This is a genomic window from Achromobacter sp. Root565, assembly GCF_001427425.1.
Taxonomy (GTDB): domain Bacteria; phylum Pseudomonadota; class Gammaproteobacteria; order Burkholderiales; family Burkholderiaceae_B; genus Achromobacter; species Achromobacter spanius_D.
In genome coordinates, this window is sequence record NZ_LMGO01000001.1 from 2,769,430 (window position 1) to 2,794,769 (window position 25,340).

A 25,340-nucleotide genomic window follows, 5' to 3' on the forward strand; every position below is an offset into this window, starting at 1 on the left:
GGCATCTCTCGTTGGTGCTAGGAACGCAGCCAGCGCCGCGCGCGCTCGACGATGGGGCGATCGATCATTCGACCGTCCAGCGTCACCACCGCAAGCCCTTGGGCATTGGCCTCGTCATCTGCCGAGAGCACCCTGCGCGCCCAAGCGAGTTCATCCTCGGACGGGCCAAACCCGGCGTTGGCCACAGGCACTTGCCGGGGATGTATGCAGGCTGTGCCACTGAAGCCGACATTGCGCGCAAGCCGGATCAGACTGGCGAACGCCGCCATGTCGTTGATTTCCGCGATGCTGCCAGGCAGGCCCCAGCACGCCAGGCGGTATGCGCGTGCGCAACACGTCACGGCCTGCGACGCCCACAAGAGGGACTGCGGATCCGCTGGCACGCCCATCTCGGTTGCGTAGTCCTCGGCGCCGAACCCCAGCGCCGCCACCCTGGGGTGCGACGTGGCGATGCGTTGCGCCTGCATCACGCCCAGCGGCGTTTCAATGAGGGCGGCGATGGGAAGGCCGGCAGCATCCGGCGCCTGACGCCCATCGATACATGCCGCAAGCGCCTGCACGTCTTCCGGCGACTCGACCTTTGGCAGCAATATGCCGTGCAACCGCGATAGCGGCAGTGCGTCAATGTCCAGCGCAAACAGATCCCTGGACGCATTCACGCGAACCATTACGGGAATCACGTCGGCCAGCGCCTCGATGGCGCGCCGGGCCATGACGCGCGCCTCGCCTTTCAGCGCGCCGGGGACGCCATCTTCGAGATCAATGATGATCGCATCAGCGCCGCGCGCCGCCGCCTTGGCCCACAGATGCTCCGAGGTGGCGGGAACGAATAGCAGGGAACGCACGTCATTCAGTTGCACTTGATTGCTCCGCGCGCAGAGAGTTCTTCGATATGCGCGTCGTCCAAGCCCGCCTCCCGCAGGACTTGCGCCGAGTGCTGTCCCAACAGCGGTGCGGCATGCCTGATCTGGCCGGGCGTGTTGACAAGGCGCGGCATGACGTTCTGCATGAACGTGCCGCCGGCGTGAGATGGCGTCACGTAGCAGGCGCGATCGACCACGTGGGGATCGGCAGCAAGCGCGGCGGCGTCATGAATCGGCCCCGCAGTCACGCCTTGAGCGCGCAGATGCGCCAGGCATTCGTCGCGGTCAAATTTGGCGATGGCATCGGCGATGAGGGCATCGAGCTCTGCATCATTGGCGAGGCGCGCGGCATTGGTGGCGAAGCGCGCCTGCCCGGCGAGATCGCCGCGGCCGATGGCCTCCAGCACCCGGCGAGCCATGGCGTCCGTGGATCCCGACAACGCCACCCAACCGCCGTCCTTGCACTGATACACACCCCGGGGAGACGCGATTTTCACGGAAGGTCCCGTCACCCGGCCGGTAGCCGAATAGGTGGTCACGTCGGGCCCCATGATGGCAAGCATCGGCTCAAGCAGGGAGAGGTCCACCACCTGCCCCTGCCCGCCTTTTACTTCGACCTCGCGGACCGCCGCCACGGTCGCAAACGCGCCAGCCAGGCCGGCCACCATGTCGGCCAGCGCCAGGTTGGGCAGCTGGGGAACGCCATCGACAGCATGCTTATGCGCAAACCCGCAAAAACCTTCGAGCAAGCTGCCGAATCCCGGCAGATCCCGATACGGCCCCGTCTGGCCCCAACCGGAAATGCGCACGATCACGAGCTGACGGTTGATGTCGTGCAACGACGCCGGCGCCAGTCCCATGGCCTCCAAGGTACCGGGCCGGAAGCTCTCGATCAGCACCTGCGCGCCTGCCACAAGCCTGCGCAACAATTCGATGGCCTCATGATCACGCAGGTCCAAGGCGAGGCTCTTCTTGTTGCGGCCATACACCTGCCACCAGGCGTCCAGGAAGGCGCCATCGCCCAGATCTTCACGCCAATGACGCAACGTATCGCCTTCGCGTGCGGACTCCACTTTGATGACGTCGGCGCCGAAGTCTGCCAGTTGCATGGACAGCATGTTTCCCGCAACCAGCCGTGAAAGATCCACGACCCGTACGCCGGACAGCGGGCCCGCCGAAGCGCTATTGGGTGGGGTAGTCGAATTGCGTTCCATAGAATCGGGCAGAAGCTGTTGATGGGCGGGCGGCTGGCATGAACGATGCGGGCGCGCCGACTTGCACGTGCGCGGCAACGCGGCCCTTTAGAATGCAACCACCGTTCAGCCTTGATCCATCCTAACGTAGACTATGTGCTATGGCAAATAATGATATAGCAAGGAAAACCCTACCCGCTTCCGGACCGAAGCGTAAGCCGGCGTCCAAAAAGGACGTGGATTCGCACCGGCCCGAGGTGCTCATCACCTATCGCGTTTCCGTCCTGGCGCAAACGCTCTCGCGCCTGGTTGATGCGTCGGTTCGCGCGAATCTGGATCTGACAAGCCGCCAGTGGCGCGTGCTGGTGGTGTTGAGCCGGCTAGGAGGTTCGTCCGCGTCCGGGGCAATCGCACGGATGGCCAGCTTCGACCACAGCCAGGTCAGCCGGGTCACGATGGAGCTGGCCGAGAAAGGCTTGCTGACCATGTCGAACGATCCGGATGACCGCCGCAAGCAGATCCTTACCTTGACGCCGGATGGGATCGAGCAGCTCCGGCTCGGCCTGCCTCATTCCCTGGAACGGGAAGCGCGGCTACGAGGCCGCTTGACTGAAGACGAGTACGCCAGCTTCATGAAGGTGCTCGGCGAGCTGGAGGACGAGGCAAACAACCTCCTGGAAGAGGTCAAGCGTGGCGGCTGACATCCCTTCCGCGAGCAGATCCGCTTGCCGGCCATGCACGAGCGAACGCGCCCGGGCGTAGTCGACCGGAACAATCTCGCCCGGGCTACAGCATCCTTTTTTCGACGTGCGAATAGCCAAAGTTGTAGAAGCTGCCAACCCGGGACAGCATCTCGGGTTCTTTATCCCGCTCTGCCCAGATGCGCGCCAACCGCAGCGTGTCCAGCTTGGTGACTTGAATATCCACACAGATCAAGGAGATCGCATTGGTGCTGAATTCAGGCTGGCCGCGCGGCGGCGCGCGATTCGTTGCGATAGACTCCCGGCTTGTTTGGCATTGAATCAGCAGGAGTTCACGCAATGAGCAGCATTTTCCCAGACGATATGTGGGCGGTCGGCGAAGCCCGGATCAACGGTCTTCCGGTTGTCATTCGTTTTCGTACCGGGCTGCCGCCCGAGTCCGATCGCCAGGTCAACGACAACCTGATCATCATCACCTGGGCGTATCAGGGCATCGAGATCGGCATGCCGAATGACGAAGACAAGCAGCGCACCAACGCGTTTGGAGAAGACATCGAAAAGGGCTTCGAGAATTCGGACGCGGGTGTGCAGGTGGCTTGCCTGACCGGCAATCATCAGAAGGAATGGCGTTACTACACGCCGAATGTCGAAGCCTTCCTGGAAGCGTTCAACACGTGCCTGGCGGGGCATCCGGCCTATCCGATCGAACTGCGCATGTTCAAGGATCCGGACTGGAATGCCTTGTCTGGATTGCAGCCCGAAGGGTCGGACCAACTGCATTGAGCCCAGCGTGCTGCTGGTCTGCTTGTCACTGCCGCTTTGGCCGTTCAGGGCCGCGGAGCCGCCCGACTCCGAGAAGGCGCGCGTTCGCAGATCGCTCCACGCAAAGCCCACGAAAGGCTCGATGCGGGTGCTGGCCGTCAACGGCAACGAATAGCCCAGCTCGGTGGCGCACGTCTTTGGATTGCCCTATCGGATATTTGCCTGCCTGCTCGGGCTGGTCGCGGTCATGTTGTCCGTGACGGGCGTCCTGATCTGGCGGCGCAAACAGCGGGGCCGGTCCCATGCCGCATCCCGCCGGCCCGGCTGACGCGTCGCTCCAAGGCTTTAAGGCGCGGCCGGTTTGATGTTCTGGTTATGCCGGAAGAGGTTGTGCGGATCGTAGCGGGTCTTCACCTGGACCAGGCGGTCGAAGTTTTCGCCATAGGCCGCGCCCACCCTTGCCGTCTCGTCCTGCGTCAGGAAATTCACATACACGCCGCCTTGGGACCAAGGCTCGGTGGCCTTGAAGATGTCGCGTGCCCAGGCGATGCACCGTTCATCGTCCTTCGGATCGTCCCAGCGTCCGTGCACGTTCATGGCGAACTGCGCGGACCGGTGCGGATACGCGGTGGCGGACACCGGCACCTGCATCGCCGCGCCGGCGATGTGGCCAAAGAAGATTTCGCACTGCGGCGACGGCACGTTCTGGACCGCTGACACGACGGCGTCGATCAGGCCGTCCTCCAATTCCCCGATGTTGTGAGACTTCCAGTAGTTGCGCGCGCCAGGGGTCAGCAATGGATCGAACGCCTTCTGCCAGGCCGCGTAAGGCATCGGCCCAAGGTGTTCGCCGTAGGGTTCGCCCAGGCCGCGCACCACTTGCAAGGCATCCGGCCCCTTGTCCACGCCGCCCGTGTAGCACGATGCGAAGGCGACGATGGGTTTGCCGTGCACGGATGCCGGCAGGAACGGCAGCGGCGGCGCCTGCCGCAGCACGGCCCACACGGTGAGCTCCGGCGGCATGGAGCGCAGCGCATCGCGGTATCGCGCCAGTGCCTCGCGGCCCTGTTCTAGCGGCACCACCACCAATCCGCCGTAGACCTCCGGACCCACGGGATGCAACTGGAATTCAAACATCGTGACCACGCCGAAATTGCCGCCGCCGCCGCGCAACGCCCAGAACAGGTCCGGGTTTTCGGATTCGCTGGCGTGCAGCAGCTGGCCGTCCGCCGTGACGACATCGGCGGACACCAGATTGTCGACGGTCATGCCGAACCGGCGCGTCAACCAGCCGAAACCGCCTCCCAACGTCAGGCCGGCCACGCCGGTCGTGGAATTGATGCCCAAGGGAACGGCCAGGCCGAACGCCTGCGCTTCGTGATCCAGGTCCGATAAGGTGGCGCCCGGCTCCACAAAGGCCCTGGCGCGCACGGGGTCGATGCGCACCGATTTCATGGGTGACAGGTCGATCATCATGCCGTCATCGCAGACGGCGGTGCCCGCGATGTTGTGGCCGCCGCCGCGCACGGAAATCACCAGTTGGTTTTCGCGTGCGTAATCCACGGCGCGGCGCACGTCGGCGGGCCCCGCGCATCGCGCGATGACAGCGGGCCGCCGGTCTACCGTGGCATTCCAGATCTTGCGGGCCTCGTCGTAGCCGGGGTCGCCGGCGGACAGGACCGGGCCCCGCGCCGAGCTGCGCAGGCTTTCCAAGGTGCTGCTGGACAGTTTGTTCATCACACATCTCCTTGAAGGCGATGTATTTACAAACAGCGTCTAAAGCAAGCCGTCTATCTGCTGGGGCGCGACATGGGATTTGCCTCCTTGGAAAAGGGGCCATGACCCTGTGCACATGATTGCCCGGCGAACGCCGCGCGGGGGAAGGCGGCAGACGCCCTGTGCCGTGCGCCGGAGCGTGCGTGATGGGGAAAAGTATAGGCCTTGCCCGCGCGGGCAGGAACCCTATGGGTCGTTTTTCAGGACGCCGCGCACGTTCAGGATCGCCAGTCCCAGTTGCAGCGCAATAAGCGCCCAGGCGTCATCGTGAAGCCCCCAGGCCACCCACAGCACGTTACTGGCCAGGAAGACCCAGAAGCCCGCGGTGCGGCGCCCGGCGCTGCGGGACGCGACCAGCCAGGCGGCGGCAAGCGACGCCGCCATGGCCGGCCACTGCAGAAAATCCCACAATGCGTCAGGCGTCATCGGTTACCGTCCGCACGCGAGCGGCGCTGCGAGGTCACGGCTTGGATCGGGCGCCCTGCCCGCGATTGCGCTGGCTCTGCTGATCCTGGCCGGTGCCGATCTGCGTGGTGTGGCCCTCTTTCTTGGTGCGGTTCTGCGTATCGCCGTGACTTGCCTGCGATTCGCGGGGCGTGTCGTCCTGGCTGCGGTCCGGCTTATCCGTTTCGCGGGTGCTGTCCTTGTGTTTAGTCATGGTCTGCTCCTTTCGTCAGGGTCATCGTGGTTCGTATCGGAGACCGGTCATTCCTTCGCAGTTCCGACGTTGCCGGTGCTGCCGGGGCCCGAGCTGCTCGCGCCTGAATTCGAGCCCATTCCGCCCCCAACGCGGATGCGGTTCTCGACATCGTTCACCCCCGCGCACTCCACCGTGCAATCCTCGACGTGGTGCTTGGTGCGCCGGTTGGGAACGGTGCCCTCCAGCACGACATGGCCGTCCAGAACCGCGACCGAGACGTCGCTCACGTCCAGGCCGCTATGGGCCAGCGCTTCGCACACGTTCTCGCGAATGCGATCGTCCGAACGGATGTAGCCCTTGGGATCGGTCCGGCGCGATGCACGATCCCGCCACGCGGTCGGGCCGCGGTTGTAGCCGCCCCGTTCGGCGGTCTCGAACGACATGGATTCTTCGCGCCATGCCGGACGATCGCCGTAGTAACCGCCTTCGTCATCGCCAAAGGACGTGGGACCGTCGTAGGCCTGATCCCGGCCGCCATAAGCGCGGTCCCGGCCACGATCCTCACGGCCATAAACCTGTTGACGCTGGAACGAGGGATCTTCGTTCGAAAAGCCGCCGTAGCTGCTTTGGCCGGGGTCGGCACTACGGCTGCGAACCGGCTCGCGGGTGTCGCGCGCGCCGCCTTGGCGCGTGCCTTCGCCCTGATATCCATACGAGGGCGCGGGGTCCTGCCACGGTTCCCGGTCGCCGCGATAGTTCGACGTATTCCTCGGGTCTCTGCTCATATCGTCTCTCCCGTTGCAAGTTGCGAATCAAGCAGGCTGGGTGCGAGCCGAAACGCGCACCTATGGCCTGCCCGTCCGTTCTTCGCAGCAAGTGTTGTGCCGGGCGCACATCGTGCAGCGGGCCGCGGCGGGTCCACGCTGTATGGCCGATAGGCCAAAGGCCGCCGCGATGCTAAGAATGGCCCATGCGGTCAGAACGCCGTGGCAAGGCAGAACAACCGCATCCGGCATAACGACACACGACATTCAGGAGATCAATATGGCTTCAGGATCCAGGCTGTCCGATGTAATCGTAAAACTCCCCGATCGCTCCACCTGCCGCGTAGAACGGCGTTTGATCGCAAGGAGAAGCAAGGAAGCATCCGGCGTCCCCATCTATGTCTGCACCCTGCCGACGGGCGAGCCCGTCACGTGGCTGGGAGGCGGCAAATACCGATTGCCGTGCGGGTCGGTGGGCGTGGCTGTGGCCCACAAACCCCCGGATAGATGACGCGGCAGGCGGCACGCGGCTTGCTGGGCGCGGGTGTTCACTCAGGAGGGACGGGCATGAATGCCATCGAACGAGTCGCCGCCTACATGCATGAGCATTCGTTGAAACTGGTGACGGCCGAGTCCTGCACGGCGGGGCTGATTGCCGCCACGCTTGCCGACATCCCAGGCGCGGGCGCGCTGCTGGACTGCGCGTTCGTTGCCTACTCGCCGGGATCCAAGCAAAAGTGCCTGGGCGTGACCGCCCGGACGCTGCAACGCCACAATCTCACGAGTGAAGCCGTGGCGCGGGAAATGGCCCTGGGCGCGGCCCGCAACAGCCCGGCGAATGTGGCGATTTCAAACACGGGCGTCACCGACGATACCGACCCCGACGTTCCCGCCGGTACGCAGTGCTACGCATGGGTGTTCAAAGCGGGACCGGCCGACGCCTCGCCCGCAATCTATGCCGAGACGACGCGCTTCGACGGCGACCGCAACGCCATTCGCCGGGCCAGCGCAGCGCACGCCTTGGCGCAGCTGATCGCGTATCACAAGCAATGGCAGGACGGTGAACGCCCCTCCGCCTCCGGATCCGCCTGAGTGCCGGGGCCGATCGCCGCTGCGTCCCACTCCCCGCGCAGTGCGGTGGCGAAGCCGCCGTCGACGCGCGAGTATGGCCGGGCGCTCGTGGTGACGCGTGGCAGGCAGGTCCATGCAATGTGCGCCCCGCCGGCTTCCAGCTTGTCGACCAGGGCCTGATCTTCGCTGCAGTTCAACGCCGCAAATCCGCCGATGCGCCGGTACGTGGGCGCTGCGACGCCGAGGTTTGCGCCATGCACGTGCCGGTGGCCGTCGCGATCGTGGTAGTGCGCCGCGAACGCCCGGCGTGCGCGTTGCGCAAACGCGCCGTGCGCTTCCCATCCCGCGACTGAAACCGTGCCGCACACCACTTCCGCATTCAGCGAAAGCTGGTCGGCCAGCCAGCCGGGCGATACGCAGGTGTCGGCGTCGGTGAAGGCAAGCCAGCGTGCGCCGGCATCCAGCAGGTGCTGCGCGCCCGCCGCGCGCGCCAGGCCGACGTTGCGCGCCTGGACCGTCAGCAGATCCACCGGCCAGCCCGCCGCGCGTTGCGCCGTCCCATCCGCACAGTGATCCAGCACCACGACGATACGCACCGCTTCGCGGCCAAGACGCGAATGGCGCGAGGCGCGCGTGACGGCCCGCAGGCATGCGCCGATATAGCGCTCCTCGTTGTGCGCAGGAATGCATACGCCGATCATGAATGGCTTCCTTGGGGTTGTCTGCGCCAGAGGTCCAGGCGGAACGCGTCCTCTTCGTGATGCACTTCCCGCGCAAGGCCGGACAGCGCGCCAATCGCCGCGTGCAGGGTGTCCGTGGGTTGGAGGCGGTCCGCAAAATCCGGACGCCAGTGGCAGGCGACGATCTCACCATGCTCTGCAAGCGATGCATCGACACCGCTCAGGAACAGGGAGAGCGCGGCGTCGTCCAGGTAATACGCCACTTCCGACACGACAATGAGGTCAAAGCCACCCGCCGGGGTGTCGGGCCACTGCCGCGGCAGGTCCAGCGCCAGGACCTGCACGTGGTCCATGCCCTCGCCGTCCACGCGGGTTCGGCACTGCGCGGCCGCGGCCGGCGCGACGTCGACCGCGCAGACGCGCGCACAGCGCAGCGCAAGGCACCGGGTCATTTCCCCCGTGCCGCAGCCCGGCTCGAAGGCGTGGCGATAGCGTTCGCGGCGCAACGCCGCCAGCACGAGACCGCGCTTGCGGCGTTCGTACCAGGCGCTTGCCACGCGCCAGGGATCGGGGTCGGCTCGATACAGACGCTCGAAATGGTCTGCGGCTACAGCGCCCATGGCACGCCTCCATGATCGAGGACGGCTTGGCCGTGCGCCGCCTGGTCTCGATCCGCATGGCTCTGCCGGAGGAAGACCGGCAGATCGGCCATCACCTGCGCAAAGTCCGGATCGCGGCATAACGGCCCCGCACCCAGCGCGCGCGCAGCCCGTCCGATTACCTCTGCCGCAGCCGACTCCACCGCCAGACGCGCGCGGGCGCAAGCCAACCCGCACGGCTGCCGCGGGTGCGCATCGATCTCAGCGGCGGTCGCGCGCAACACCGCCCGCGCCTGCACCAGCGCCACATCGACGGCGCCCAGGTGCGCCAGCCGGTGAGGATCGGCGGCATTCAGGGGCAATGCTCGGCGCAACGACTCCGCGATGTGGAGCAGTCCGCCATACCAGCAGGCGGCGATGCCCGCCCCGCCCTGCAAAAATCCCGGACGATGCACGTAGTCGCCCGGCTTGCCCACGAGCGTGGACGGCGCGTCGCGAAAGACCACGTCGACGCTCGCCGATGCGCGCATGCCCACGGCATGCCAGCCGGAATCGGTCACTTCGACGTCGTCCTGTTCGATTGCCACGGCAACCAGACACGCCTCTCCCGAGGGATTCCAGCCGCTCACCAGCGCGTGCGTCACCACTGCCGCGCCCGAACACCACGCCTTCACGCCCTGCAGCACTACCGAGCCATCCGGCCGAGGCAGGATCTGGACGCGGTGGTCCGGCGGCTCCGCGCACCACACCGCCCAGCGGCTCCGGGCCGGTGGCGCGGGCGCACGCAGTTCCGCCAGGATGGCGAGGGCATCGGTGTGGCCCTCAAATAGCTTGGCCAGGCTGAGGTCAGACGCCGCCACGCGAGCCAGCGCCTGCCAACGGTCCAGCGTGCGGCCCGAGCCGGGCAGCGGCAGTTGATCGCATCCCTGCTCCACGAGCGCGCGCAGCCACCGGCCCGGATCAATCGGCGCGTGCGCATCGGCCAGCATCTCGCCGATCAGTTGAAGCGGGAAATTCGGTTGGGATAACAGGCCTGGGCGTTCGGTCATGGTGCGGGTCACAGACGGGATGGGCGAGTGCACGCGGGGAGTGCACCCCTACGTAGCAAACGCCGTGCCCGTCACGCCACGTTCGGCGGCGTCCATCCCAAGGGCAACGCATCGCCCTCCACGCACGCGACCAGCGACGCGCCCTGCCCGCCCTGCACCGCATGCCCGCCGGTGAAATCCGAGAAGGCTGGCAGCACGGTGATCCCCGGGCGCATCCAGAATGCCGGCCAACTGCGCGGCACGCCCGGCACACGCGTTTTCGGATGCACGTGGCCGGCGATCACGTGCCGGCCCTGCGCGTCCGGCGTCGGCAGGTGGCGGAACAGGAACGGGCCATCTGCCCACCCCTCGCCCAGCTGGCGCATGCCCAGCGCCGGGGCATCCAGCGCGCGGTCGTGGTTACCGGCCAGCACCGCCACGTCCACGGCCGGATTCGCCTCGCGCCACGCGATCCACGCATCGCGCCAGGCGGCCTGCGCGGCGGGGCCGTGCAGGACGTCGCCGACGATCAGCAATTCCGTGGCGGCCGTGGCGGTGAGCAGGTCCGACAAGCGCCGCAGGTCGTCCATCGTGGCGCCGCGCGGCACGGCGATCCCCGCCTGGCGAAAGACATGGCTCTTGCCCAGATGCAGGTCCGCGATGACCAGCCGGGACCGCGCCGGCCAGTGCAAGGCGCGCGCGCCCAGCAGCACGACGGGCTCGCCGGCCAGCGCCAGCGCAAGCCCTGCCTCAGGCGATGCGTGCATAGCGCTTCTCCAGTTGTTCGGCGGCGCGTTTGACGCGTGCCTGCCAGGTTTCGGTGCTGAGCTGCCCGCGCAAGCTTTCCGTCCACAACGGAAACGACAGCGGCGTCAGCGCGCGCGGCTCGCACAAGGCCAGTTCGCGGCGCTGGCAGTCCTGCAGCGCGGCCAGGAGGCGCGGCGCCTCCAATTGCAGCTCAAAAACTTCCCGCTCTGCCTGCGCCAGCAAGAGATGGTCGGGGTCGTAGCGGCGCAGCACGTCGTAAAGCAGCCCGCTGGACGCCTGCACCTGCCGCAGCGAGCGCGCCGCCTGACCAGGTAGCGACGGCGTCAACAACCCCGCAACGCGCGCGATCTCGCGGAACTGGCGGCGAGCCATTTCGCCCAGGTTGACGCCGTCGCGCAGGTCGTCCGCCATGTTGTCGGGACTGAGCAGCGCGCGCAGCAACGTGTAGTCCAGCGCGGCGGGTTCGGCCAGCGTCAGCATCAGGCCGTAATTGTTGACGGTGTAGGAGATGGTGTTGGGCTGCCGCCGGCCCCAGCGCAGCGCGACGATCGCGGCGATGCCTTCGTGCACGGCCCGGCCGGCGAATGGAAACAGGAAGAGATGCGAGCCGCGCCGCGTCTTGATGAGTTCGGCTACCAGCCGGCCGTGGTCGGGCAGCGCACTGGCCTGTTCCTGGATACGCAGGAGCGGCTCGACGGCGCGCATTTCCGGATGCGCACCCGGATGGGAATACAGGCTTTCGACCTCGCTCGCCAACTGCGTGGACAAGGGCATGCGGCCGCCCTGCCACGTGGCCACGGGCCCGTCGCCGCCCTTGGCGCGGCGCACGTAGGCGATCATGCCTTCCAGCCGCACCAGTTCCAACGTGCGGCCCGCAAACTGGAACCGGTCGCCGCGCCGCAAGCGCGCCAGAAACCCTTCCTCGACCGCCCCCAGGCTGCCGCCGCGCAAGTACTTCACGGCCACGGCCCCGTCCGACGTGATGGTGCCGATCGACAGCCGATGCCGGAACGCGATGCGCCGGTCGTGCACGCGGTAGCAGCCGTCTTCATCGCGCACGACGCGGTGGTAGTCCGGATACTTTGCGAGCGCGCGTCCGCCCTGCACGATGAAATCCAGCACGGCCTGCCAGGTATCGGCGTCGAGCGTGGCGTATGCATGCGTGCCGCGAACCTCTTTGTACAGCTCGCCGGCCTCGAAGCCGCCGCCCAGCGCCAGCGTCACAGCGTGTTGCGCCAGGACGTCCAGGCTGCCGATGGGCGGCTGCCTGGACTCGATTTCGCCGCGCGCGATCGCCTGCCGGGCCGCGGCATACTCGATCAGTTCCAGCGCCTGCGCGGGCACGCAGACCACGTTGCCGGACTCGCCGGGCCGGTGCTTGGCGCGGCCGGCGCGTTGCAGCAGGCGCGCGACGCCCTTGGGGCTGCCGATCTGCAGCACCTGATCCACCGCCGGAAAGTCCACGCCCAGATCCAGGCTGGACGTGGCCACCACGCAGCGCACCGTGCCATCGCGCAGCCCTTGCTCGACCGCAGTGCGCAACTTGGGATCCAGCGAGCCGTGATGCAGCGCCAGCGTGCGCGGATCCTCCGGCCAGATCGATTCCAGCGCGCGATGCCACAGTTCGGCTTGCGCGCGCGTGTTCGTAAAGAGCAGCGTGGCGCGCACATCGAAAAGACGTTTGAAGACGCGTTCGAGCTGCGAGAGCCCCAGATGGCCTGCCCACGGCAGCGCACGGCTGCGTTCGGGCAGCAAGGTGGAGATCTGGATCTTGCGGGGCTTGGCGCCCGCCACCAGCGCGCTGCCGGGCGCCTGCGGCAGCAGCACCGCACGGGCCTCCTCCAGGTTGCCGAGCGTGGCGGACAACCCCCACGTGCGCGCTGCTGGCGACAGCTTGCGGACCCGCGCCAGGCACAGTTGCAGCAGCACGCCGCGCTTGTTGCCCAGGAGTTCGTGCCATTCGTCAACCACGATGCTGCGCAGGGCGCGAAAGCGCAGCGAGGCATCGGCGTAAGACAGCAGCAGCGCCAGCGATTCTGGCGTGATCACCAGCACGTGCGCCTTGCCCTGCCGCGCCAGCCGCTTGTCGCGCGTGCTGGCGTCGCCGGTGCGCAACGCCACGGTCCAGTCGATGCCCAGCTCGCTCGCGGTCTGCGTCAATGCCCGCGTCGTGTCCGCAGCCAGCGCGCGCAGCGGCGTCACCCACAGCACGCGCGGGCCCTCGCCCCTGGCCGCTTTCTCCCGCGTGATTTCGGGTGTTCCTTCGGGTGTGCCTTCGGGTGTGCCTTCCTGAAGCGCCTCCAGCAGCGGACCGCCAAATGCCGCCAGCGTCTTGCCGCTGCCTGTCGGCGTGTGCAACAGGCCCGACTCGCCATCCAAATAGCGGCGCCACGTCTCGCGCTGAAATGGCGCGGGCTTCCAGCCGCGCGCCGTGAACCACGCAACCAGCGGCGCGTCCCAGCCCCGAGCCACGCCGCTCATCGTGCCAGCGCCTTCAGCGTGTCGAGCTGGTCGGCCTGATCCGCCGGCTTGTCGTGCCGCCAGCGCAAGATGCGCGGAAAGCGCACGGCGATCCCCGACTTGTGCCGTTTGGACACGTTCACGCCTTCGAATCCCAGTTCAAAGACCTGCACCGGTTCGACCGAGCGCACCGGACCGAAGCGCTCGCGCGTGTGCGCGCGCAGCCAGCGGTCCAGCTCCAGGATCTCCTTGTCGTCCAGGCCCGAGTAGGCCTTTGCAATGGGCACGAGCGCGTCGCCTTCCCACAGCCCGAAGGTGTAGTCCGTATAGAGTGTGCTGCGGCGGCCGTGGCCGGATTGCGCGTACAGCAGCACGGCGTCGATGGTGAGCGGGTCGATCTTCCACTTCCACCAGTCGCCGCGCCGCCGGCCGCTTTGGTACGGCGCGCTGCGGCGCTTGAGCATGAAGCCTTCAACGCCGCGCTCGCGCGATTCGCCGCGCAGCGCGTGGGCCTCGTCCCAGCTTGACGGCGCGACGGCCGGCGACATGCGCAGCCGCGGGTCGGGATGGCGGCGCAGCAGCGCTTCCAGCCGCGCGCGCCGTTCGGCCTGCGGCAACTCGCGCAGGTCGGCGCCTTCGAGTTCGAGCAGGTCATATGCCAGCAACTGCACGGGCGCCTCGGCCAGCCACTTGGGCCCGGGTTTCAGGCGTTGGATGCGGGTTTGCAGCGCCGAGAACGGCATGGGATCCGTGTTGCCGTCCTGCCAGGCCAGCAGCTCCCCGTCGATGACGCAGTCCACGTCCAGCGCAGCGGCCGCCGCTTCAACCTCCGGAAAGCGGCCGTCCAGCCGCTCTTCGCCGCGCGACCAGATGGAGACCTCGCCGCGCCGCCGGATGAGCTGCGCGCGGATGCCGTCCCACTTCCATTCGAGCAGCCATTCGTCGATGGGCCCGAGCACGGCGGGATCGCCTTCGAGCGGTGACGCCAGGAAAAATGGATACGGCTGCTGACGGTCGCCGGGCAGCTCCTCGGTGCTGAGCAGATCGCGCAGGAACGCCGGGCTGGGCGACCACACGCCCAGCATGCGCTGCGCAATACGGGCGATGGGCACGCCCGACATTTCGGCCAGCGCTTGCTGCACCATGCGCTGCGACACCCCGACGCGCAGCGCGCCGGTCAGCAGCTTGTTGAAGACCAGGCGCTCTGCGTAGGGCAATCCCAGCCAGGCCGAGACGACGACCTCGCGCCGCTCGGACTCATCGCGATTGGCGATGGGCAGGAGAATTTCTTCGATCCAGTCAGCCAGGCCGCGATCCGGCGCGGCGACCTCCGGATCCGGGACCAGCAGCGCCAGCGTTTCGGCCAGATCCCCGACCTGGTCATAACAGGCGTCCAGCAGCCAGGGCGCGGTGCGGGATGCGTCAGCGGCCCAGGCCCGCAACTCGCCCACACCAGCGATCTTCTTGCGCGTGCTCGTGATCTTGCCGCCTGCCAACAGATACAGCGCCCAGACCGCGTCGCGCGGCGGTGCATCGCGGAAGTACGCCACCAGCGCCGCGCGCTTGTCCAAGGTGGCGGTGCTGCGGTCAAGCTCCTGATACAACGCCGCGAATCGCTTCATGCCTGCGTCCGTTCCCCTGTCGATCTTGAAGGCGTTCGATGCCCGCCCTAGTCATCTTCGCCATACTGCGTCACCAGCGTCTCCGCGGCGATGCCCGACTCATTCAGCGTGCGCACCAGCGCCTCGGTGTCGCCGTGCGTGGCGATGACGCGCTTGGCGCCGGTGTCGCGGATGGTGCGCAACAGGTCCGGCCAATCCGCATGGTCCGACACGACGAAGCCGCGATCCATATTGCGGCGGCGCCGGTTGCCGCGCAGCCGCATCCAGCCCGACGCAAAACCGTGCTGCGCCTTGCGAAAACGCCGCAACCATGCGCTGCCCGCCGCCGACGGCGGCGCCAGGATCAACTCCCCAGCAAATCCCGTTCCCGAGGCTGCGGAAGGGCCGTCCGCGTCGATGACCAGACGCGTGTCGGCGAGCGGCACGCCGGCCTTGCGATAAACATCCACACCCGCCGCGATCGCGCCGTGCAGGTAGACGGGCCGATCCGCAAAGGGCATCAACTCGGCCAGCACGCGCTGCGCCTTGCCCAAGGCATAGCAATAGAGAATGGCGGCCTCACCGCGCGCGGCGCAGTGGTCGCGCCACTGCACGATATCGCGCGCCACGTCCGAGGCGCTGGGCCAGCGGTAGATGGGCAGGCCGAAGGTGGCCTCGGTGATGAAGGTGTCGCAGGGCACGACTTCAAACAGGCTGCATGTCGGATCGGGCTGGCGTTTGTAATCGCCGGACACGACCCAGACCTCGCCATCGACTTCGATGCGCACCTGCGCGGATCCCAGCACGTGGCCCGCCGGATGCAGCGACACGCGCGCATTGCCCAGCGTGAAGGCTTCGCCGTATGCATGAACCCGGTAGTCCTGGTCGCCCAGCCGCCATTGCAGGATGGGCAAGCCTTCGGCGCTGGTGTGGTAACGCCCCATGCCCGGGCGCGCATGATCGCCATGGCCATGCGTGAGCACGGCGACTTCGACCGGCCGCCACGGATCGATATGAAAGCCGCCGGCCGGGCAATACAGGCCTTCCGGACGCAATTGCACGATGTCGCGCATGGCACCTCCCGATCGGCGCGGCGCGACGATTTCGCGGCCGCATGATCTTGGTTATACCTCGCGAGGACGCATGAAAGTGCTCGACAAACACGCCGCTAACATCCTATGAGAAATTAAAAGTTCAGTTGCAGACGGCGGGCAACGTAAGACAGTAGTGTTGAACGGTGGCTTAAAGGAGAGAATATGCGTACAAATCACATCCTCACGATTATTGTTGTGGTCGTCGTCGCTTCGGTCGCCCTGTCGATCGTTCCTTGGTAGCGAGGCCGGACATGACACGGAATCTTCATGCCCCCTGCTTTGCCGCTTTCCTTGCTGGACCAAACGCTGCGCGCCATCCCGCGCCGCTATTGCGTGGGGCCACTGCTCGCGGCCCCCAGCGGGCTTGAAGATGCCGACCCGGCGACGGCGCTTGCCATCGCCATCGAACAGGCCCGCGTTGCATTAAGTGCTGGCGCGGCGCCGCCACCGGCTTCTGAGCGCCTGTTCTTAGGCGCACTGTCGCAACTGATTCGGGACGCGTTGCGCGAACGCGGCGGAGACTCTGCGTTTCAGGCCATGGTGCTGCGGCATCAATCCCATCTGGTGCGCGAACACGCATGGCTATCGGCACACGCGCAGGCAGACAGGCGCGCGGTGCGTACGGCCGTGGATGCGTTTGCGCATCCGGGCAAACGGCGGGGGATGCCGGCCGGGCCTTTCGTGCAAGCGCTTGCGTCATTGCATGCGGCGGCTGCGGCGGAGGACTGGGACGCATTGACGCGAGGCGCGCAAGCATTCCTTGCCGCGCCGTCTTCAGACACTTGGGCGGACCCGGCGATTGCCGGCCCGCTGAACCGGCTGTTGCACGATCCCGCGTTGGCGCGTTTGCGGCGGCTGGACGCGTTGGCGTCGGATCCGCTGGTCCAGCGCTATCAAACCCTTTGGCAACGGCAAGGTCCCCGGCCCGGCACGCCGCAGGCCGCCGCGCAGGGTCTGGACGCGCGCCGCCGCGGCATCGCCGTCGAAGCGTTGGCCGAGCAGGCGATTGCCGCGCTGGCCACGCATCTGGCTTCCATCACGGGCGAGACCTATCGGGTTGCAACGTCAATGCGCGTGCCCGCGTCGATACCCGGCAATGCCGACCGAGCCAAGACCGAATGGGACGTGGCGCTGCTGCGCCAGACCACCGGTGATGCATCGGATCCCGTTTGGGATGTTTGCCTGTTGGTGGAGGCCAAGGCATCCACGGACGCCGCAACGACCGACCTGCCTCGCTTGCTGCGCGGCCTGCGATTGCTTGCGCACGCGGATGCGCAGACCATCTATGCATTTGAAAGCCACCAAGGGCCGGTGCGCCTGCGCGGCGCGGCGTTGGCGGCGCTATCGGCGGACGAGGCTGGTCTCGCCAGGACGGTCCTGTACTTTTCCGATGCGCCGGCGGATGCCGCACCGCGCCTGCTCAATGCCGCGGGCCGCATGCAACTGCTTTCGGCGCAGGAAAGCCTGGACTACGCCAGCTTGGTAAGCGCAGGCGAGGCGCCCGATGCGTCGGCGCTGGCGCCTGTGTGGCAACAGTTGCTGATTTCGCCCCGCTGGAGTGCGGTGCTGAATCAGCTTGCGCTATTGCGGCAGGTGCGGGAATTGATGGTGCATGGGGATGATGTGCACGCAGCGATTACGAGTGTCACCATGCATACTTCAGGGTGGCCAGCACCAGGCGGCCCGCGCCGTAGGTGCACGCCGTGGCGGTGACGCAGGTGCCCACGTAAGTGCGGTCAAACAGGTTGCTGGCGTTCAGGTCCAGCGTCAGTCCGCGCATGGCTGGCTGCAGCTGGCCGAAATCGTAAGACAGCGCCGCATCGAACAGCGTGACCGCCGGAATCCGCAAGGTGTTGGCCGGGTCGCCCCAATCGGCGCCGATGTAGCGCACGCCCGCCCCCAGTCCCAGCCCTTGCAGCGGGCCGCCCTGCACCTTGTAGCCCAGCCACGCGGCCGCCTGATGGGCCGGCGCGTAGTATTGCTTCTTGCCCTGGCGCGACTCCGGCACACCGTTGACGATATCGACGTTGGCGCTTCGCGTGACCACGGCATCGACATAGGCGTACGACGCGATCAGGTCCCACCCCCGCGCCAGATTCGCCTTGCCTTCCAGCTCGATGCCGCGTGCGCGAATCTGGCCGGTCTGCGTCTGAAAGCCCGGCGGCCGTCCGGGCGTGGTGTCGCTGGTCAGCACGTTGTCCTGCGTGAGCTGATACGCCGACAGCGTGACCAGGCTGTCGCTGCCGGGCGGCTGGTATTTCAGGCCGGCTTCGATTTGCCGGCCTTCGGCGGGCCGAAAGGGATTCGAATTGAAGTCCGTTCCCCCCGTTGGCGCGAAGGACGTGGAATACGCCACGTACGGCGCCAGGCCGTTCGCCATCAGATAGGTCAGGCCTGCGCGGCCCGTAAAGGCGGAATCGTCTTGCGCCGTTTTGGCCGACGTCAATTGGTTGCGCGTCGTGCTGCGCGCCATGTCGTAGCGCCCGCCCAGCGTCAGCAGCCAGCCGCCATAGGCAATCTGGTCCTGCAGGTAGATGCCCGTCTGTTCAGTGTCTTGCCGCGTGTCGATGCGCGGGATCAGATCCCGCAGCCCCGGGCGCGGCTTGCCATAGACAGGATTGAAGAGATCCAGCGCGGGCACCCCGGCAATGACGTTGGCGAATTTATAGGTATCGCGCATGTCGAGATAGTCCAGCCCCATCAGGAATTCGTGTCCGACGGCGCCCGTACGGAACCGCGCGATGGCCTGGGTGTCGACGTTAAGCGTCGCGCCGGTACCCTGCCCGCGCGTCATGGTGCGCGACCACGTCCGCATGTCCACCGGACTCAGCAGATAGCCGACCGCGGTGCGGGCCTCGCCGCGCATGTGGCTGTAGCGTAATTGCTGTTTGACGGTCCATGTGTCATTGAACGCATGCGTGAACAGATAGCCCGCCGAATACTGCTCGCGGTCATAGCGATCCCAGCCGGGTTCGCCGGGAAACCGGTCGCGCGGGATGCGGCCATTGGGATTGCTGTAGAGCGTTCCCGCGGCGGGCAGGTTGCCGTACAGCGGCACCTGCCGGTCCTCCTGGTAGAACCCCAGGAGGCTCAGCGACGTGGCCGCGCTGGGACGCCATGTCAGCGCCGGCGCCACGAAAATGCGATCGTCCTTGGTGTAGTGCGAGGACTGCGCGGCGTCGCGGGCCAGCGCCACCAGGCGGTAGCTCCACACGCCGCCTTCATCGACGGGACCGCTCAGATCCGTCGCGGCCTGCGCGCGGCCGTAGCTGCCGGTCTGCAGCGCGATCTCGCGCTGCGGCGTGGCGGTGGGCAGCTTGCTCACCATGTTGATCAGGCCGCCGGGATTGTTCTGGCCATACAGCACCGACGACGGCCCCTTGAGCACCTCGATCCGTTCCAGACCATAGGGCTCGATCTGCAGCATGCCGAAGCTGTAGGCGCCGAAGGGCAGGCGCGCGCCGTCCAGGTTGTTGCGCGCCCCGAAGCCGCCGCGCAGATAGATGTTGTCGTAGCGCAGATCCGTGCTGCCGCCCGGCGCGTAGACGCCCGGCGTGTAGGCCAGCGCCTCGACGATGCTGCGCGCGCCGCGCGAGGCGATCTCGTCACGCGTGACGACGTTGACCGTTTGCGGGATTTCGATGATCGGTGTGTCGGTCTTGGTGCCGGTGGCGCTGCGTAGCGCCACGATGCCCGTCACCGGCCCATAGGCGGATTCGTTCGCGCCTTCCACCCGCACGGCGGGCAGCAAGGCTATGGGACCCGGCGGCAGCAGCCGAAGCGTGTAGACGTTGGCCGCGTCACGGCGCGCCGCCAGATGAGTGCCGGCCAAGAGGCGGGCCAGGCCTTCCTCCACCGGCCACGTTCCTTGCAGGCCCGCCGTCGCCCGGCCTTCGGCCAGGGCTGGATCAAACGACAGGTTGATGCGCGCCGCACCGGCAAAGGCCGTGAGCGCGGGCCCGAGCGGACCGGCCGGGATGTTGAAGCGGGCGGATGCATCTGCATGCGGTGACGCGGCCGAGAATGGCGCGGCCGCGCCGGATTGCGCGTACGCCTGTGGCGCGTCCACGGCCAAGGCCAACGCCGCACATAGCGCGCTGGCGCCCGCGGCGGCGCGGCGCTGCGGCCAGGCCGCGGAAGGAGTGAATCTTGAAGACATGCTGATCCCGACAGAGTCCAAGCGAAGGTGCTTTATGAACATGTCGGACGAGCGCGCAAAAGGTGACAGGCGCGGAGGGGACAAGCGTGGCGGTGACAACGTGCCGGACCGCGCCGCGCCTCAAGCGGGAACGACGCTGACCCAGTATCGGGTCCGGGTCACCACGCGCACCGGCAGGCTTCGCGCCACGGCGAGCAGCGCGGCGTCTGTATCGTCCACCTGAAATCCGCCGGATATCCGCAGATCGGCCACGGCGGGATCGCAGCGCAGCACGCCGGGGCGATATCGGCCCAGCTCCTGCAGAAAATCCCCGAGCCGCTGGTTGTCCGCGTACAGCACGCCGTCCAGCCAGGCCGCAGGGGAATGCGGGCTGGCGGCAGGTGCCTGCACCGCCGCCACGGAGAAATCCGCGCGCTGGCCGGCTTCCAGCACGAGGCCTGCCGTGCCTGCGCGCGGTTGCACCCGGACCCGGCCTTCGATGACAGCCACGCGGGTGCGCGCGTCCATCTGCCGGACCGAGAAGTACGTGCCAAGTGCCTGCGCGCTGCCCTCGGCGGTACGCACCCGCAAGGGGCGGGGATCGGCAGCGCCCGAATGCGCCGAGCGCAGCAGGATTTCCCCTTCCCGCAGCCACACCAGGCGCTGCGCGGCAGCGTAGGCCAGATCCACCGCGCTGGCGGTATTGAGCACCAGAACGGCGCCGTCAGGCAGTTCGATCCGGCGCCGTTCGCCGCTGCGCGTGGCGTAGTCGGACGTCCATTGCGCCGGCGCCGCGCGCCACGCCAGCCAACCGGCGGGCGCCGCCACGATCAGGCCGGCCAGCGCCTTCAGTCCCGCTCGCCGCGAGGCCGTGGCGTGCACGGTGGCGCGCCCCAGGCCGGGCGGCAGGCCGCCCAGCTTGGCCAGCACCGCCTGCGCCCGCGTCCAGGCGCGGTCGTGCTCGTCGCTGCGCTGGCGCCAGCGTTCGCACGCCAGACGATCGGATTCGGAGAAACGCCCGGAATGCAGGCGCACCAGCCACTCGGCAGCCTCGCCGGCAATCCGCGGGTCGATCGGCATGCCCGCGCCGGTCATGCGTCCGCCAGGATGCAATGCGTGAACGCCTCGGCCATGTAGCGTTTGACCGTGCGGACGCTGACGCGCATTTCGGTGGCGATCTGCTCGTACGTCAGGCCATCCAGTTGCGACAGCAGAAAGGCCGCCCGCACCTTGTCGGGCAGCGCGGCCAGCAAGGCGTCCACCTCGCGCAGCGTCTGCAGCACGGCGAGCCGCTGTTCTTCGGAAGGCGCATGCCGCGCCGGCATCGCGGCCAGGACCTCAAGATAGGCCTGCTCCAGGGCAAGGCGCCGATACAGATCCACCATCAGCCGCTTGGCGATGGTGGTCAGATAGGCGCGCGGTTCCTGCAGGTCCGGCAGGGCCCGGCGCCGATACGCGCCGAGCAGTCCGACAAAGGTGTCCTGCGCCAGATCCGCCGCATCCGCGCTGTTGCCCAGCCGGCGCCGCAGCCATCCGAACAGCCAGCCGTGATGCGCGTCATAAAGCCGCTGCACGGCAATGGCGGGAGAGGGATCGGGGGTCGGCATGGATCGGCGCCAGGCAAATTATCTAAATAGGAAGCAGTCGCAATTATCCCGATTAAGTGGCGGCGTGACAACGGCGATTGCCGGGCGGGAACGCCGGGTCATCCGCTGGGGTGATCTGCGGGCCATGCCCCGGGCTATCTCCGCGCTATCTCCGGGTTTCCCCCCATAAGCAGCACTCTCCCCCTGGATAAGAATTCAGGGTTGCTTGTCCGCGGCCGCCGCGTGTGTGGCGTGCCAACCAACCCCGAGGTCCCAGGCATGAAGGCGTTCTTCCACGACGATCAAAAGCTTCACCACCCGCAGACCTATTTCTCGCGCGGCAAGATGCGCACGCCGCAGGAGGTGCCGTCGCGGCTGGACGGCCTGGTGCAGGCGGCGCGCAAGCTGGGATTCGACGTCCACGCGCCCGCCGACCACGGCGCTGGCGCGATCGCGGCGGTACACAGCCTGGATTACCTGCGCTTTCTGCAGGACGCCCATGAAGACTGGATGAAGTTGCCCGGGGACTGGGGCGGCGAGGTGGTGTCCAACGTCTTCGTGCGTGAACCCAATGCGCTGCGCGGCGTGCTGGCCAAGGCCGGACGTTATCTGGCTGACGGCAGTTGCCCGGTCGGCCCCAAGACGTGGCAGTCGGCGTATTGGTCTGCGCAATGCGCCATCGCGGGCGCCGATGCCCTGCTGGCCGGCGACCGCAACGCCTACGCGATCTGCCGCCCGCCCGGCCATCATGCGCGACGCGACGCCGCGGGCGGGTTCTGCTACCTGAACAATGCCGCCATCGCCGCAGAACGGCTGACATCGAGATTTCCGCGCGTGGCCATCCTGGACACCGACATGCACCACGGCCAGGGAATACAGGAGATCTTCTACGAACGCAGCGACGTGCTCTACGTTTCAATCCACGGCGATCCCGAGAACTTCTACCCGGTGGTCGCGGGCTTTGAAGACGAGCGCGGCGCGGGCGCGGGCCATGGCTACAACATCAACCTGCCCATGCCGCACGGCTCGCCCGAATCCGTGTTCTTCGACCGGCTGGCGCAGGCGCGCCGCGCAATCAAGTTGTTCCAGCCTGATGCACTGGTGCTGTCGCTGGGTTTCGACATCTTCGAAAAGGATCCGCAGGCCATGGTCAGCGTGTCCGAAGACGGCTTTGAACGTCTGGGCCGCGAGGTCGGCGAGCTGAGTCTGCCGACGCTGATCGTGCAGGAAGGCGGCTACTACATCGAAGGCCTGGAATCCAACGCCAAGCGCTTCTTCGCAGGTCTGGCGGGCGCTTGACCCGCCGGCGGCCGGGCGTGTTCAAGCCTCGGCCGCCGCTTCCCACATCGTCACCCTATCCCGCCCCGATTGCTTCGACTGGTACAACGCCTGATCGGCGCATTTGATGACGGCCTGCGGCGATACGCCATCCCGCGGCCACAGCGCCACGCCCACCGACACGGTCACGCCGCGCACGCCATCGGGCATCGGGCGCGCCGCCACGGCCGCCCGGATCCGCTCGGCCGCTTGTGCCGCAGTCTGTGCCGCGCCCCGCGCGGCGTCCTGCGTCGCATCCTGCGCGCCAGGCTGCGGCAGGATCATCACGAACTCCTCGCCGCCGATGCGAAAGGCCTGGTCCCCGGCGCGCACGTTCTCCTGCAGCGTCCGCGCCAGGGCAACCAGCACCTTGTCGCCGGTCGGATGGCCGTACACATCGTTGACCTGCTTGAAGTGGTCCAAATCGAGCGCAATAACCGCGAACGGCGCCGCGCCCGCCACCAGCTCGTCGATCCGCGCGCGCAGGGCACGGCGATTCATCAGCCCGGTCATGGGATCGGTCAGCGATTCCGTGTTCAGCCGGCCAACCTCGTCCCGATGCCGCGCTTGCGCGGTTGCCAGCGCCTGACGCAGCTTTTCGGCCTCGAAATACCAGGTCTTGAGCGTGCTGGCGCGCAAGGCCGAGGGACCGACCGGCTCGTCGCTCGCAAAGGCGTCGGCAAGCCGCGCGAGCGGCCGCGCGATCGCGTAGGCGCATGCGCAGACGAGCAGCAAGGTCAACGCCACGGCCGGGATGGCGAACTGCAGCGACGCGCCCAGCAGGTCCTTGAGCGGTGACAGCGCACTTTCGAGCGGACGCTGCACCACGACTGCCCAGTTGCCCTTGACCAGCGGCGCGTACCCCGCGATCACCGCCGCGCCGGAAGCGTCCGTCACCTGCTCCACGCCCGGCCCCTTGGCGGGCGACAGGCGCGCCCGGACCGCGCTCGCTATGTCGGCGTCCGCGCCATGCCGGTACAGCATCTGGCCCTCGCCGTTGACCAGGTACACGGACGTGCCGTCCGCATACGCGTGCTGGCCGACCAGCCGGTCCAGGCCGCCGCCGTGTTCCAGCACGACGACGGCGGCGAGATAGCCCGAGACGGCGTGTTGCGGGCCAGGCACAGGTTCGACCAGTGTCAGCGTCGCAAAGCGGGCGCCGGGCAGGCAGCACGGTTGCGCCCATTGCCCCGCGCGTAGCTCGCGCACGCCCAGATCGTCCAGTTTCCTGATCGCGGCCAGCGGCGACGAGCCGCCTTCGGACCGGCGAGTGATCTGGCCGTCTCGATCAGCCAGCAGCACGGCCGTCACGCCCTCTATCGTGCCGGCCAGTTCCGACAGTTCGCCCTGGAGCGCGCCGGGCGCATCGGCCAGCCGCTGGATGCGGTTCGCGCCGGCGGTGAGCTGCCGGTCGCCCGTCTGGATATACAGGTTGATGATGTCGGCCAGCTTCTGCGCGTAGGCCAGATTGGAGTCGAGCGTATTCTTGACGACCTGCGTCTTCTGCGCCTGGTAGCCCGCATACATGGCATTGAAAAAGCCGACCGCCACGCTGAGCACCGCCAGCGAAATAAGCACGGTCAACAAGCGCACCCTGCGTTCTCTTGCCATGCTGCTCCTGAAGAGGGACCAACCGCGAATCGCCCGGACTCGACGTGGCTGCCGGATGCGCGCACCACGGAGAACGGCTGCGCAGCCGCAGGCTGGCGGGCCGGCGCATCGTGATCACGCAGAATACCCAACAATTTTGGGGTAATCCAGCGGCGCACCAGGTGTCAGACACCCTTGAGACAACCTCTCAAGATGACGCTCATCTCCCCAGGGTGTCAGACACCCACCTGCCACGGCCCGCCATCGCCCCACCAGGTGTCTGACACCCTTGAGGCAGCCGCCCAAGCTGACGCTCATCTCCCCCGGGTGTCAGACACCCACCTGCCACGGCCCGCCATCGACCCACCAGGTGTCTGACACCCTTGAGGCAGCCACCCAAGCCGACGCTCATCTCCCCCGGGTGTCAGACACCGACCTGCCACAGCCCCGCCATCGCCACACCAGGTGTCTGACACCCTTGAGGCAGCCACCCAAGCTGACGCTCATCTCCCCAGGGTGTCAGACACCCACCTGCCACGGCCCGCCATCGCCCCACCAGGTGTCTGACACCCTTGAGGCAGCCACCCAAGCCGACGCTCATCCCCCCAGGGTGTCAGACACCGACCTGCCACAGCCCGCCATCGCCCCACCAGGTGTCTGACACCCTTGCGGCAGCCGCCCAAGCCGACGCTCATCTCCCCAGGGTGTC

General features: G+C 67.3%; 24 protein-coding genes and 1 pseudogene. 6 read left to right on the forward strand and 19 right to left on the reverse strand.

What is annotated here, in order from left to right; all coding sequences use genetic code 11:
* Window positions 1–17: 17 nt before the first annotated feature.
* Both ASD71_RS12370 and ASD71_RS12375 read right to left on the reverse strand, forming a co-directional pair.
* Entirely contained in the window at window positions 18–860 is an 843-nt protein-coding gene (locus tag ASD71_RS12370; protein ID WP_056563954.1) for a CoA ester lyase, read from the reverse strand.
* Window positions 851–2,155 (reverse strand): CaiB/BaiF CoA-transferase family protein, encoded by a 1,305-nt coding sequence (locus ASD71_RS12375; protein WP_235512114.1) that lies wholly within the window; start codon window positions 2,153–2,155, stop codon window positions 851–853. Before ASD71_RS12375 ends, ASD71_RS12370 begins: the two co-directional genes overlap by 10 nt.
* 158 nt (window positions 2,156–2,313) lie before the next feature.
* Between ASD71_RS12375 and ASD71_RS12380 the strand changes: the two genes are divergently transcribed.
* Complete coding sequence (locus ASD71_RS12380; RefSeq protein ID WP_162253557.1) at window positions 2,314–2,757, forward strand: MarR family winged helix-turn-helix transcriptional regulator; 444 nt, start codon at window positions 2,314–2,316, stop codon at window positions 2,755–2,757.
* Between the two features lie 85 nt (window positions 2,758–2,842).
* On the opposite strand, the gene ASD71_RS12385 is transcribed toward ASD71_RS12380, so the two are convergent.
* Window positions 2,843–3,097 carry a hypothetical protein gene (locus ASD71_RS12385; protein ID WP_056563962.1) on the reverse strand — a complete coding sequence of 85 codons (255 nt, stop codon included), beginning with the start codon at window positions 3,095–3,097 and terminating at the stop codon, window positions 2,843–2,845.
* On the opposite strand from ASD71_RS12385, the gene ASD71_RS12390 reads away from it, so the two are divergent.
* Window positions 3,097–3,540, forward strand: coding sequence for a DUF695 domain-containing protein (locus ASD71_RS12390; protein ID WP_056563965.1), 444 nt, complete (start codon window positions 3,097–3,099; stop codon window positions 3,538–3,540). The genes ASD71_RS12385 and ASD71_RS12390 overlap by 1 nt on opposite strands.
* Before the next feature lie 60 nt (window positions 3,541–3,600).
* Here ASD71_RS12390 and ASD71_RS28635 read toward each other — a convergent pair.
* Window positions 3,601–3,651: pseudogene (locus tag ASD71_RS28635) on the reverse strand (hypothetical protein); the annotation flags it as partial.
* Window positions 3,652–3,703: 52 nt separating this feature from the next.
* On the opposite strand from ASD71_RS28635, the gene ASD71_RS28640 reads away from it, so the two are divergent.
* Window positions 3,704–3,847, forward strand: a complete 144-nt coding sequence (locus ASD71_RS28640) for a PepSY domain-containing protein (RefSeq protein ID WP_369818953.1) — start codon at window positions 3,704–3,706, stop codon at window positions 3,845–3,847.
* Window positions 3,848–3,864: 17 nt separating this feature from the next.
* Here the strand turns inward: ASD71_RS28640 and ASD71_RS12395 are convergent, their stop codons facing one another.
* From ASD71_RS12395 to ASD71_RS12410, 4 genes are all read right to left on the reverse strand, one after another.
* Entirely contained in the window at window positions 3,865–5,256 is a 1,392-nt protein-coding gene (locus ASD71_RS12395; protein ID WP_056563968.1) for an FAD-binding oxidoreductase, read from the reverse strand.
* Between the two features lie 225 nt (window positions 5,257–5,481).
* On the reverse strand, window positions 5,482–5,721 hold the full coding sequence (locus ASD71_RS12400) for a hypothetical protein (RefSeq protein WP_056563971.1): 240 nt from the start codon (window positions 5,719–5,721) through the stop codon (window positions 5,482–5,484).
* 34 nt (window positions 5,722–5,755) lie between these two features.
* Window positions 5,756–5,953 (reverse strand): hypothetical protein, encoded by a 198-nt coding sequence (locus tag ASD71_RS12405; protein WP_056563975.1) that lies wholly within the window; start codon window positions 5,951–5,953, stop codon window positions 5,756–5,758.
* Between the two features lie 47 nt (window positions 5,954–6,000).
* Window positions 6,001–6,720, reverse strand: coding sequence for a BON domain-containing protein (locus tag ASD71_RS12410; protein WP_082578878.1), 720 nt, complete (start codon window positions 6,718–6,720; stop codon window positions 6,001–6,003).
* Between the two features lie 546 nt (window positions 6,721–7,266).
* Between ASD71_RS12410 and ASD71_RS12415 the strand changes: the two genes are divergently transcribed.
* Window positions 7,267–7,791 (forward strand): CinA family protein, encoded by a 525-nt coding sequence (locus ASD71_RS12415; RefSeq protein ID WP_056563978.1) that lies wholly within the window; start codon window positions 7,267–7,269, stop codon window positions 7,789–7,791.
* Here ASD71_RS12415 and ASD71_RS12420 read toward each other — a convergent pair.
* The 7 genes from ASD71_RS12420 to ASD71_RS12450 form a co-directional block, all read right to left on the reverse strand.
* The gene (locus ASD71_RS12420) at window positions 7,740–8,471 is read right to left on the reverse strand and encodes a glycosyltransferase family 2 protein (protein ID WP_056563982.1); all 732 of its coding nucleotides are present in this window, start codon (window positions 8,469–8,471) and stop codon (window positions 7,740–7,742) included. The two genes, ASD71_RS12415 and ASD71_RS12420, sit on opposite strands and share 52 nt — an antisense overlap.
* Complete coding sequence (locus tag ASD71_RS12425; protein ID WP_056563985.1) at window positions 8,468–9,070, reverse strand: SAM-dependent methyltransferase; 603 nt, start codon at window positions 9,068–9,070, stop codon at window positions 8,468–8,470. Before ASD71_RS12425 ends, ASD71_RS12420 begins: the two co-directional genes overlap by 4 nt.
* On the reverse strand, window positions 9,058–10,098 hold the full coding sequence (locus ASD71_RS12430; RefSeq protein ID WP_056563988.1) for a hypothetical protein: 1,041 nt from the start codon (window positions 10,096–10,098) through the stop codon (window positions 9,058–9,060). The genes ASD71_RS12425 and ASD71_RS12430 overlap by 13 nt, the downstream gene beginning before the upstream one ends.
* Before the next feature lie 71 nt (window positions 10,099–10,169).
* Window positions 10,170–10,844 carry a ligase-associated DNA damage response endonuclease PdeM gene (pdeM, locus tag ASD71_RS12435; RefSeq protein WP_056563991.1) on the reverse strand — a complete coding sequence of 225 codons (675 nt, stop codon included), beginning with the start codon at window positions 10,842–10,844 and terminating at the stop codon, window positions 10,170–10,172.
* Window positions 10,828–13,326, reverse strand: coding sequence for a ligase-associated DNA damage response DEXH box helicase (locus tag ASD71_RS12440; protein WP_056563994.1), 2,499 nt, complete (start codon window positions 13,324–13,326; stop codon window positions 10,828–10,830). The genes pdeM and ASD71_RS12440 overlap by 17 nt, the downstream gene beginning before the upstream one ends.
* Window positions 13,323–14,927, reverse strand: a complete 1,605-nt coding sequence (locus ASD71_RS12445) for an ATP-dependent DNA ligase (RefSeq protein WP_056563998.1) — start codon at window positions 14,925–14,927, stop codon at window positions 13,323–13,325. Before ASD71_RS12445 ends, ASD71_RS12440 begins: the two co-directional genes overlap by 4 nt.
* Window positions 14,928–14,974: 47 nt before the next feature.
* Window positions 14,975–15,979 carry a ligase-associated DNA damage response exonuclease gene (locus ASD71_RS12450; protein ID WP_056564001.1) on the reverse strand — a complete coding sequence of 335 codons (1,005 nt, stop codon included), beginning with the start codon at window positions 15,977–15,979 and terminating at the stop codon, window positions 14,975–14,977.
* Between the two features lie 288 nt (window positions 15,980–16,267).
* On the opposite strand from ASD71_RS12450, the gene ASD71_RS12455 reads away from it, so the two are divergent.
* The gene (locus ASD71_RS12455; RefSeq protein WP_235512117.1) at window positions 16,268–17,713 is read left to right on the forward strand and encodes a 3-deoxy-D-arabino-heptulosonate 7-phosphate synthase; all 1,446 of its coding nucleotides are present in this window, start codon (window positions 16,268–16,270) and stop codon (window positions 17,711–17,713) included.
* On the opposite strand, the gene ASD71_RS12460 is transcribed toward ASD71_RS12455, so the two are convergent.
* The 3 genes from ASD71_RS12460 to ASD71_RS12470 all read right to left on the reverse strand — a co-directional run bounded on the left by ASD71_RS12460 (window position 17,646) and on the right by ASD71_RS12470 (window position 21,745).
* The gene (locus ASD71_RS12460) at window positions 17,646–20,159 is read right to left on the reverse strand and encodes a TonB-dependent siderophore receptor (RefSeq protein WP_056564004.1); all 2,514 of its coding nucleotides are present in this window, start codon (window positions 20,157–20,159) and stop codon (window positions 17,646–17,648) included. The two genes, ASD71_RS12455 and ASD71_RS12460, sit on opposite strands and share 68 nt — an antisense overlap.
* 120 nt (window positions 20,160–20,279) lie before the next feature.
* Window positions 20,280–21,218 carry a FecR domain-containing protein gene (locus ASD71_RS12465; RefSeq protein ID WP_235512119.1) on the reverse strand — a complete coding sequence of 313 codons (939 nt, stop codon included), beginning with the start codon at window positions 21,216–21,218 and terminating at the stop codon, window positions 20,280–20,282.
* Window positions 21,219–21,229: 11 nt separating this feature from the next.
* Window positions 21,230–21,745: a sigma-70 family RNA polymerase sigma factor gene (locus tag ASD71_RS12470; RefSeq protein WP_056564011.1), complete on the reverse strand. Its 516-nt coding sequence runs from the start codon at window positions 21,743–21,745 to the stop codon at window positions 21,230–21,232.
* A 258-nt stretch (window positions 21,746–22,003) separates the two neighbouring features.
* Between ASD71_RS12470 and ASD71_RS12475 the strand changes: the two genes are divergently transcribed.
* Window positions 22,004–23,023, forward strand: a complete 1,020-nt coding sequence (locus tag ASD71_RS12475; protein ID WP_056564014.1) for a histone deacetylase family protein — start codon at window positions 22,004–22,006, stop codon at window positions 23,021–23,023.
* A gap of 21 nt (window positions 23,024–23,044) precedes the next feature.
* Here the strand turns inward: ASD71_RS12475 and ASD71_RS12480 are convergent, their stop codons facing one another.
* A complete protein-coding gene (locus ASD71_RS12480) occupies window positions 23,045–24,652 on the reverse strand; it encodes a diguanylate cyclase (protein WP_056564017.1) in 1,608 nt (535 codons plus the stop codon).
* Window positions 24,653–25,340 lie beyond the last annotated feature (688 nt).

What these genes read in the sequence shown, in the direction of transcription:
- ASD71_RS12465 (WP_235512119.1), bottom strand. Translation starts at nt 21,218, where the DNA reads ATGCCGATCGACCCGCGGATTGCCGGCGAGGCTGCCGAGTGGCTGGTG.
- ASD71_RS12475 (WP_056564014.1), top strand. Translation starts at nt 22,004, where the DNA reads ATGAAGGCGTTCTTCCACGACGATCAAAAGCTTCACCACCCGCAGACC.
- ASD71_RS12460 (WP_056564004.1), bottom strand. Translation starts at nt 20,159, where the DNA reads ATGTCTTCAAGATTCACTCCTTCCGCGGCCTGGCCGCAGCGCCGCGCC.
- ASD71_RS12450 (WP_056564001.1), bottom strand. Translation starts at nt 15,979, where the DNA reads ATGCGCGACATCGTGCAATTGCGTCCGGAAGGCCTGTATTGCCCGGCC.
- ASD71_RS12425 (WP_056563985.1), bottom strand. Translation starts at nt 9,070, where the DNA reads ATGGGCGCTGTAGCCGCAGACCATTTCGAGCGTCTGTATCGAGCCGAC.
- ASD71_RS12430 (WP_056563988.1), bottom strand. Translation starts at nt 10,098, where the DNA reads ATGACCGAACGCCCAGGCCTGTTATCCCAACCGAATTTCCCGCTTCAA.
- pdeM (WP_056563991.1), bottom strand. Translation starts at nt 10,844, where the DNA reads ATGCACGCATCGCCTGAGGCAGGGCTTGCGCTGGCGCTGGCCGGCGAG.
- ASD71_RS12470 (WP_056564011.1), bottom strand. Translation starts at nt 21,745, where the DNA reads ATGCCGACCCCCGATCCCTCTCCCGCCATTGCCGTGCAGCGGCTTTAT.
- ASD71_RS12455 (WP_235512117.1), top strand. Translation starts at nt 16,268, where the DNA reads ATGCCCCCTGCTTTGCCGCTTTCCTTGCTGGACCAAACGCTGCGCGCC.
- ASD71_RS12395 (WP_056563968.1), bottom strand. Translation starts at nt 5,256, where the DNA reads ATGAACAAACTGTCCAGCAGCACCTTGGAAAGCCTGCGCAGCTCGGCG.
- ASD71_RS12445 (WP_056563998.1), bottom strand. Translation starts at nt 14,927, where the DNA reads ATGAAGCGATTCGCGGCGTTGTATCAGGAGCTTGACCGCAGCACCGCC.
- ASD71_RS12400 (WP_056563971.1), bottom strand. Translation starts at nt 5,721, where the DNA reads ATGACGCCTGACGCATTGTGGGATTTTCTGCAGTGGCCGGCCATGGCG.
- ASD71_RS12440 (WP_056563994.1), bottom strand. Translation starts at nt 13,326, where the DNA reads ATGAGCGGCGTGGCTCGGGGCTGGGACGCGCCGCTGGTTGCGTGGTTC.
- ASD71_RS12405 (WP_056563975.1), bottom strand. Translation starts at nt 5,953, where the DNA reads ATGACTAAACACAAGGACAGCACCCGCGAAACGGATAAGCCGGACCGC.
- ASD71_RS12410 (WP_082578878.1), bottom strand. Translation starts at nt 6,720, where the DNA reads ATGAGCAGAGACCCGAGGAATACGTCGAACTATCGCGGCGACCGGGAA.
- ASD71_RS12415 (WP_056563978.1), top strand. Translation starts at nt 7,267, where the DNA reads ATGAATGCCATCGAACGAGTCGCCGCCTACATGCATGAGCATTCGTTG.
- ASD71_RS12420 (WP_056563982.1), bottom strand. Translation starts at nt 8,471, where the DNA reads ATGATCGGCGTATGCATTCCTGCGCACAACGAGGAGCGCTATATCGGC.
- ASD71_RS12480 (WP_056564017.1), bottom strand. Translation starts at nt 24,652, where the DNA reads ATGGCAAGAGAACGCAGGGTGCGCTTGTTGACCGTGCTTATTTCGCTG.
- ASD71_RS12390 (WP_056563965.1), top strand. Translation starts at nt 3,097, where the DNA reads ATGAGCAGCATTTTCCCAGACGATATGTGGGCGGTCGGCGAAGCCCGG.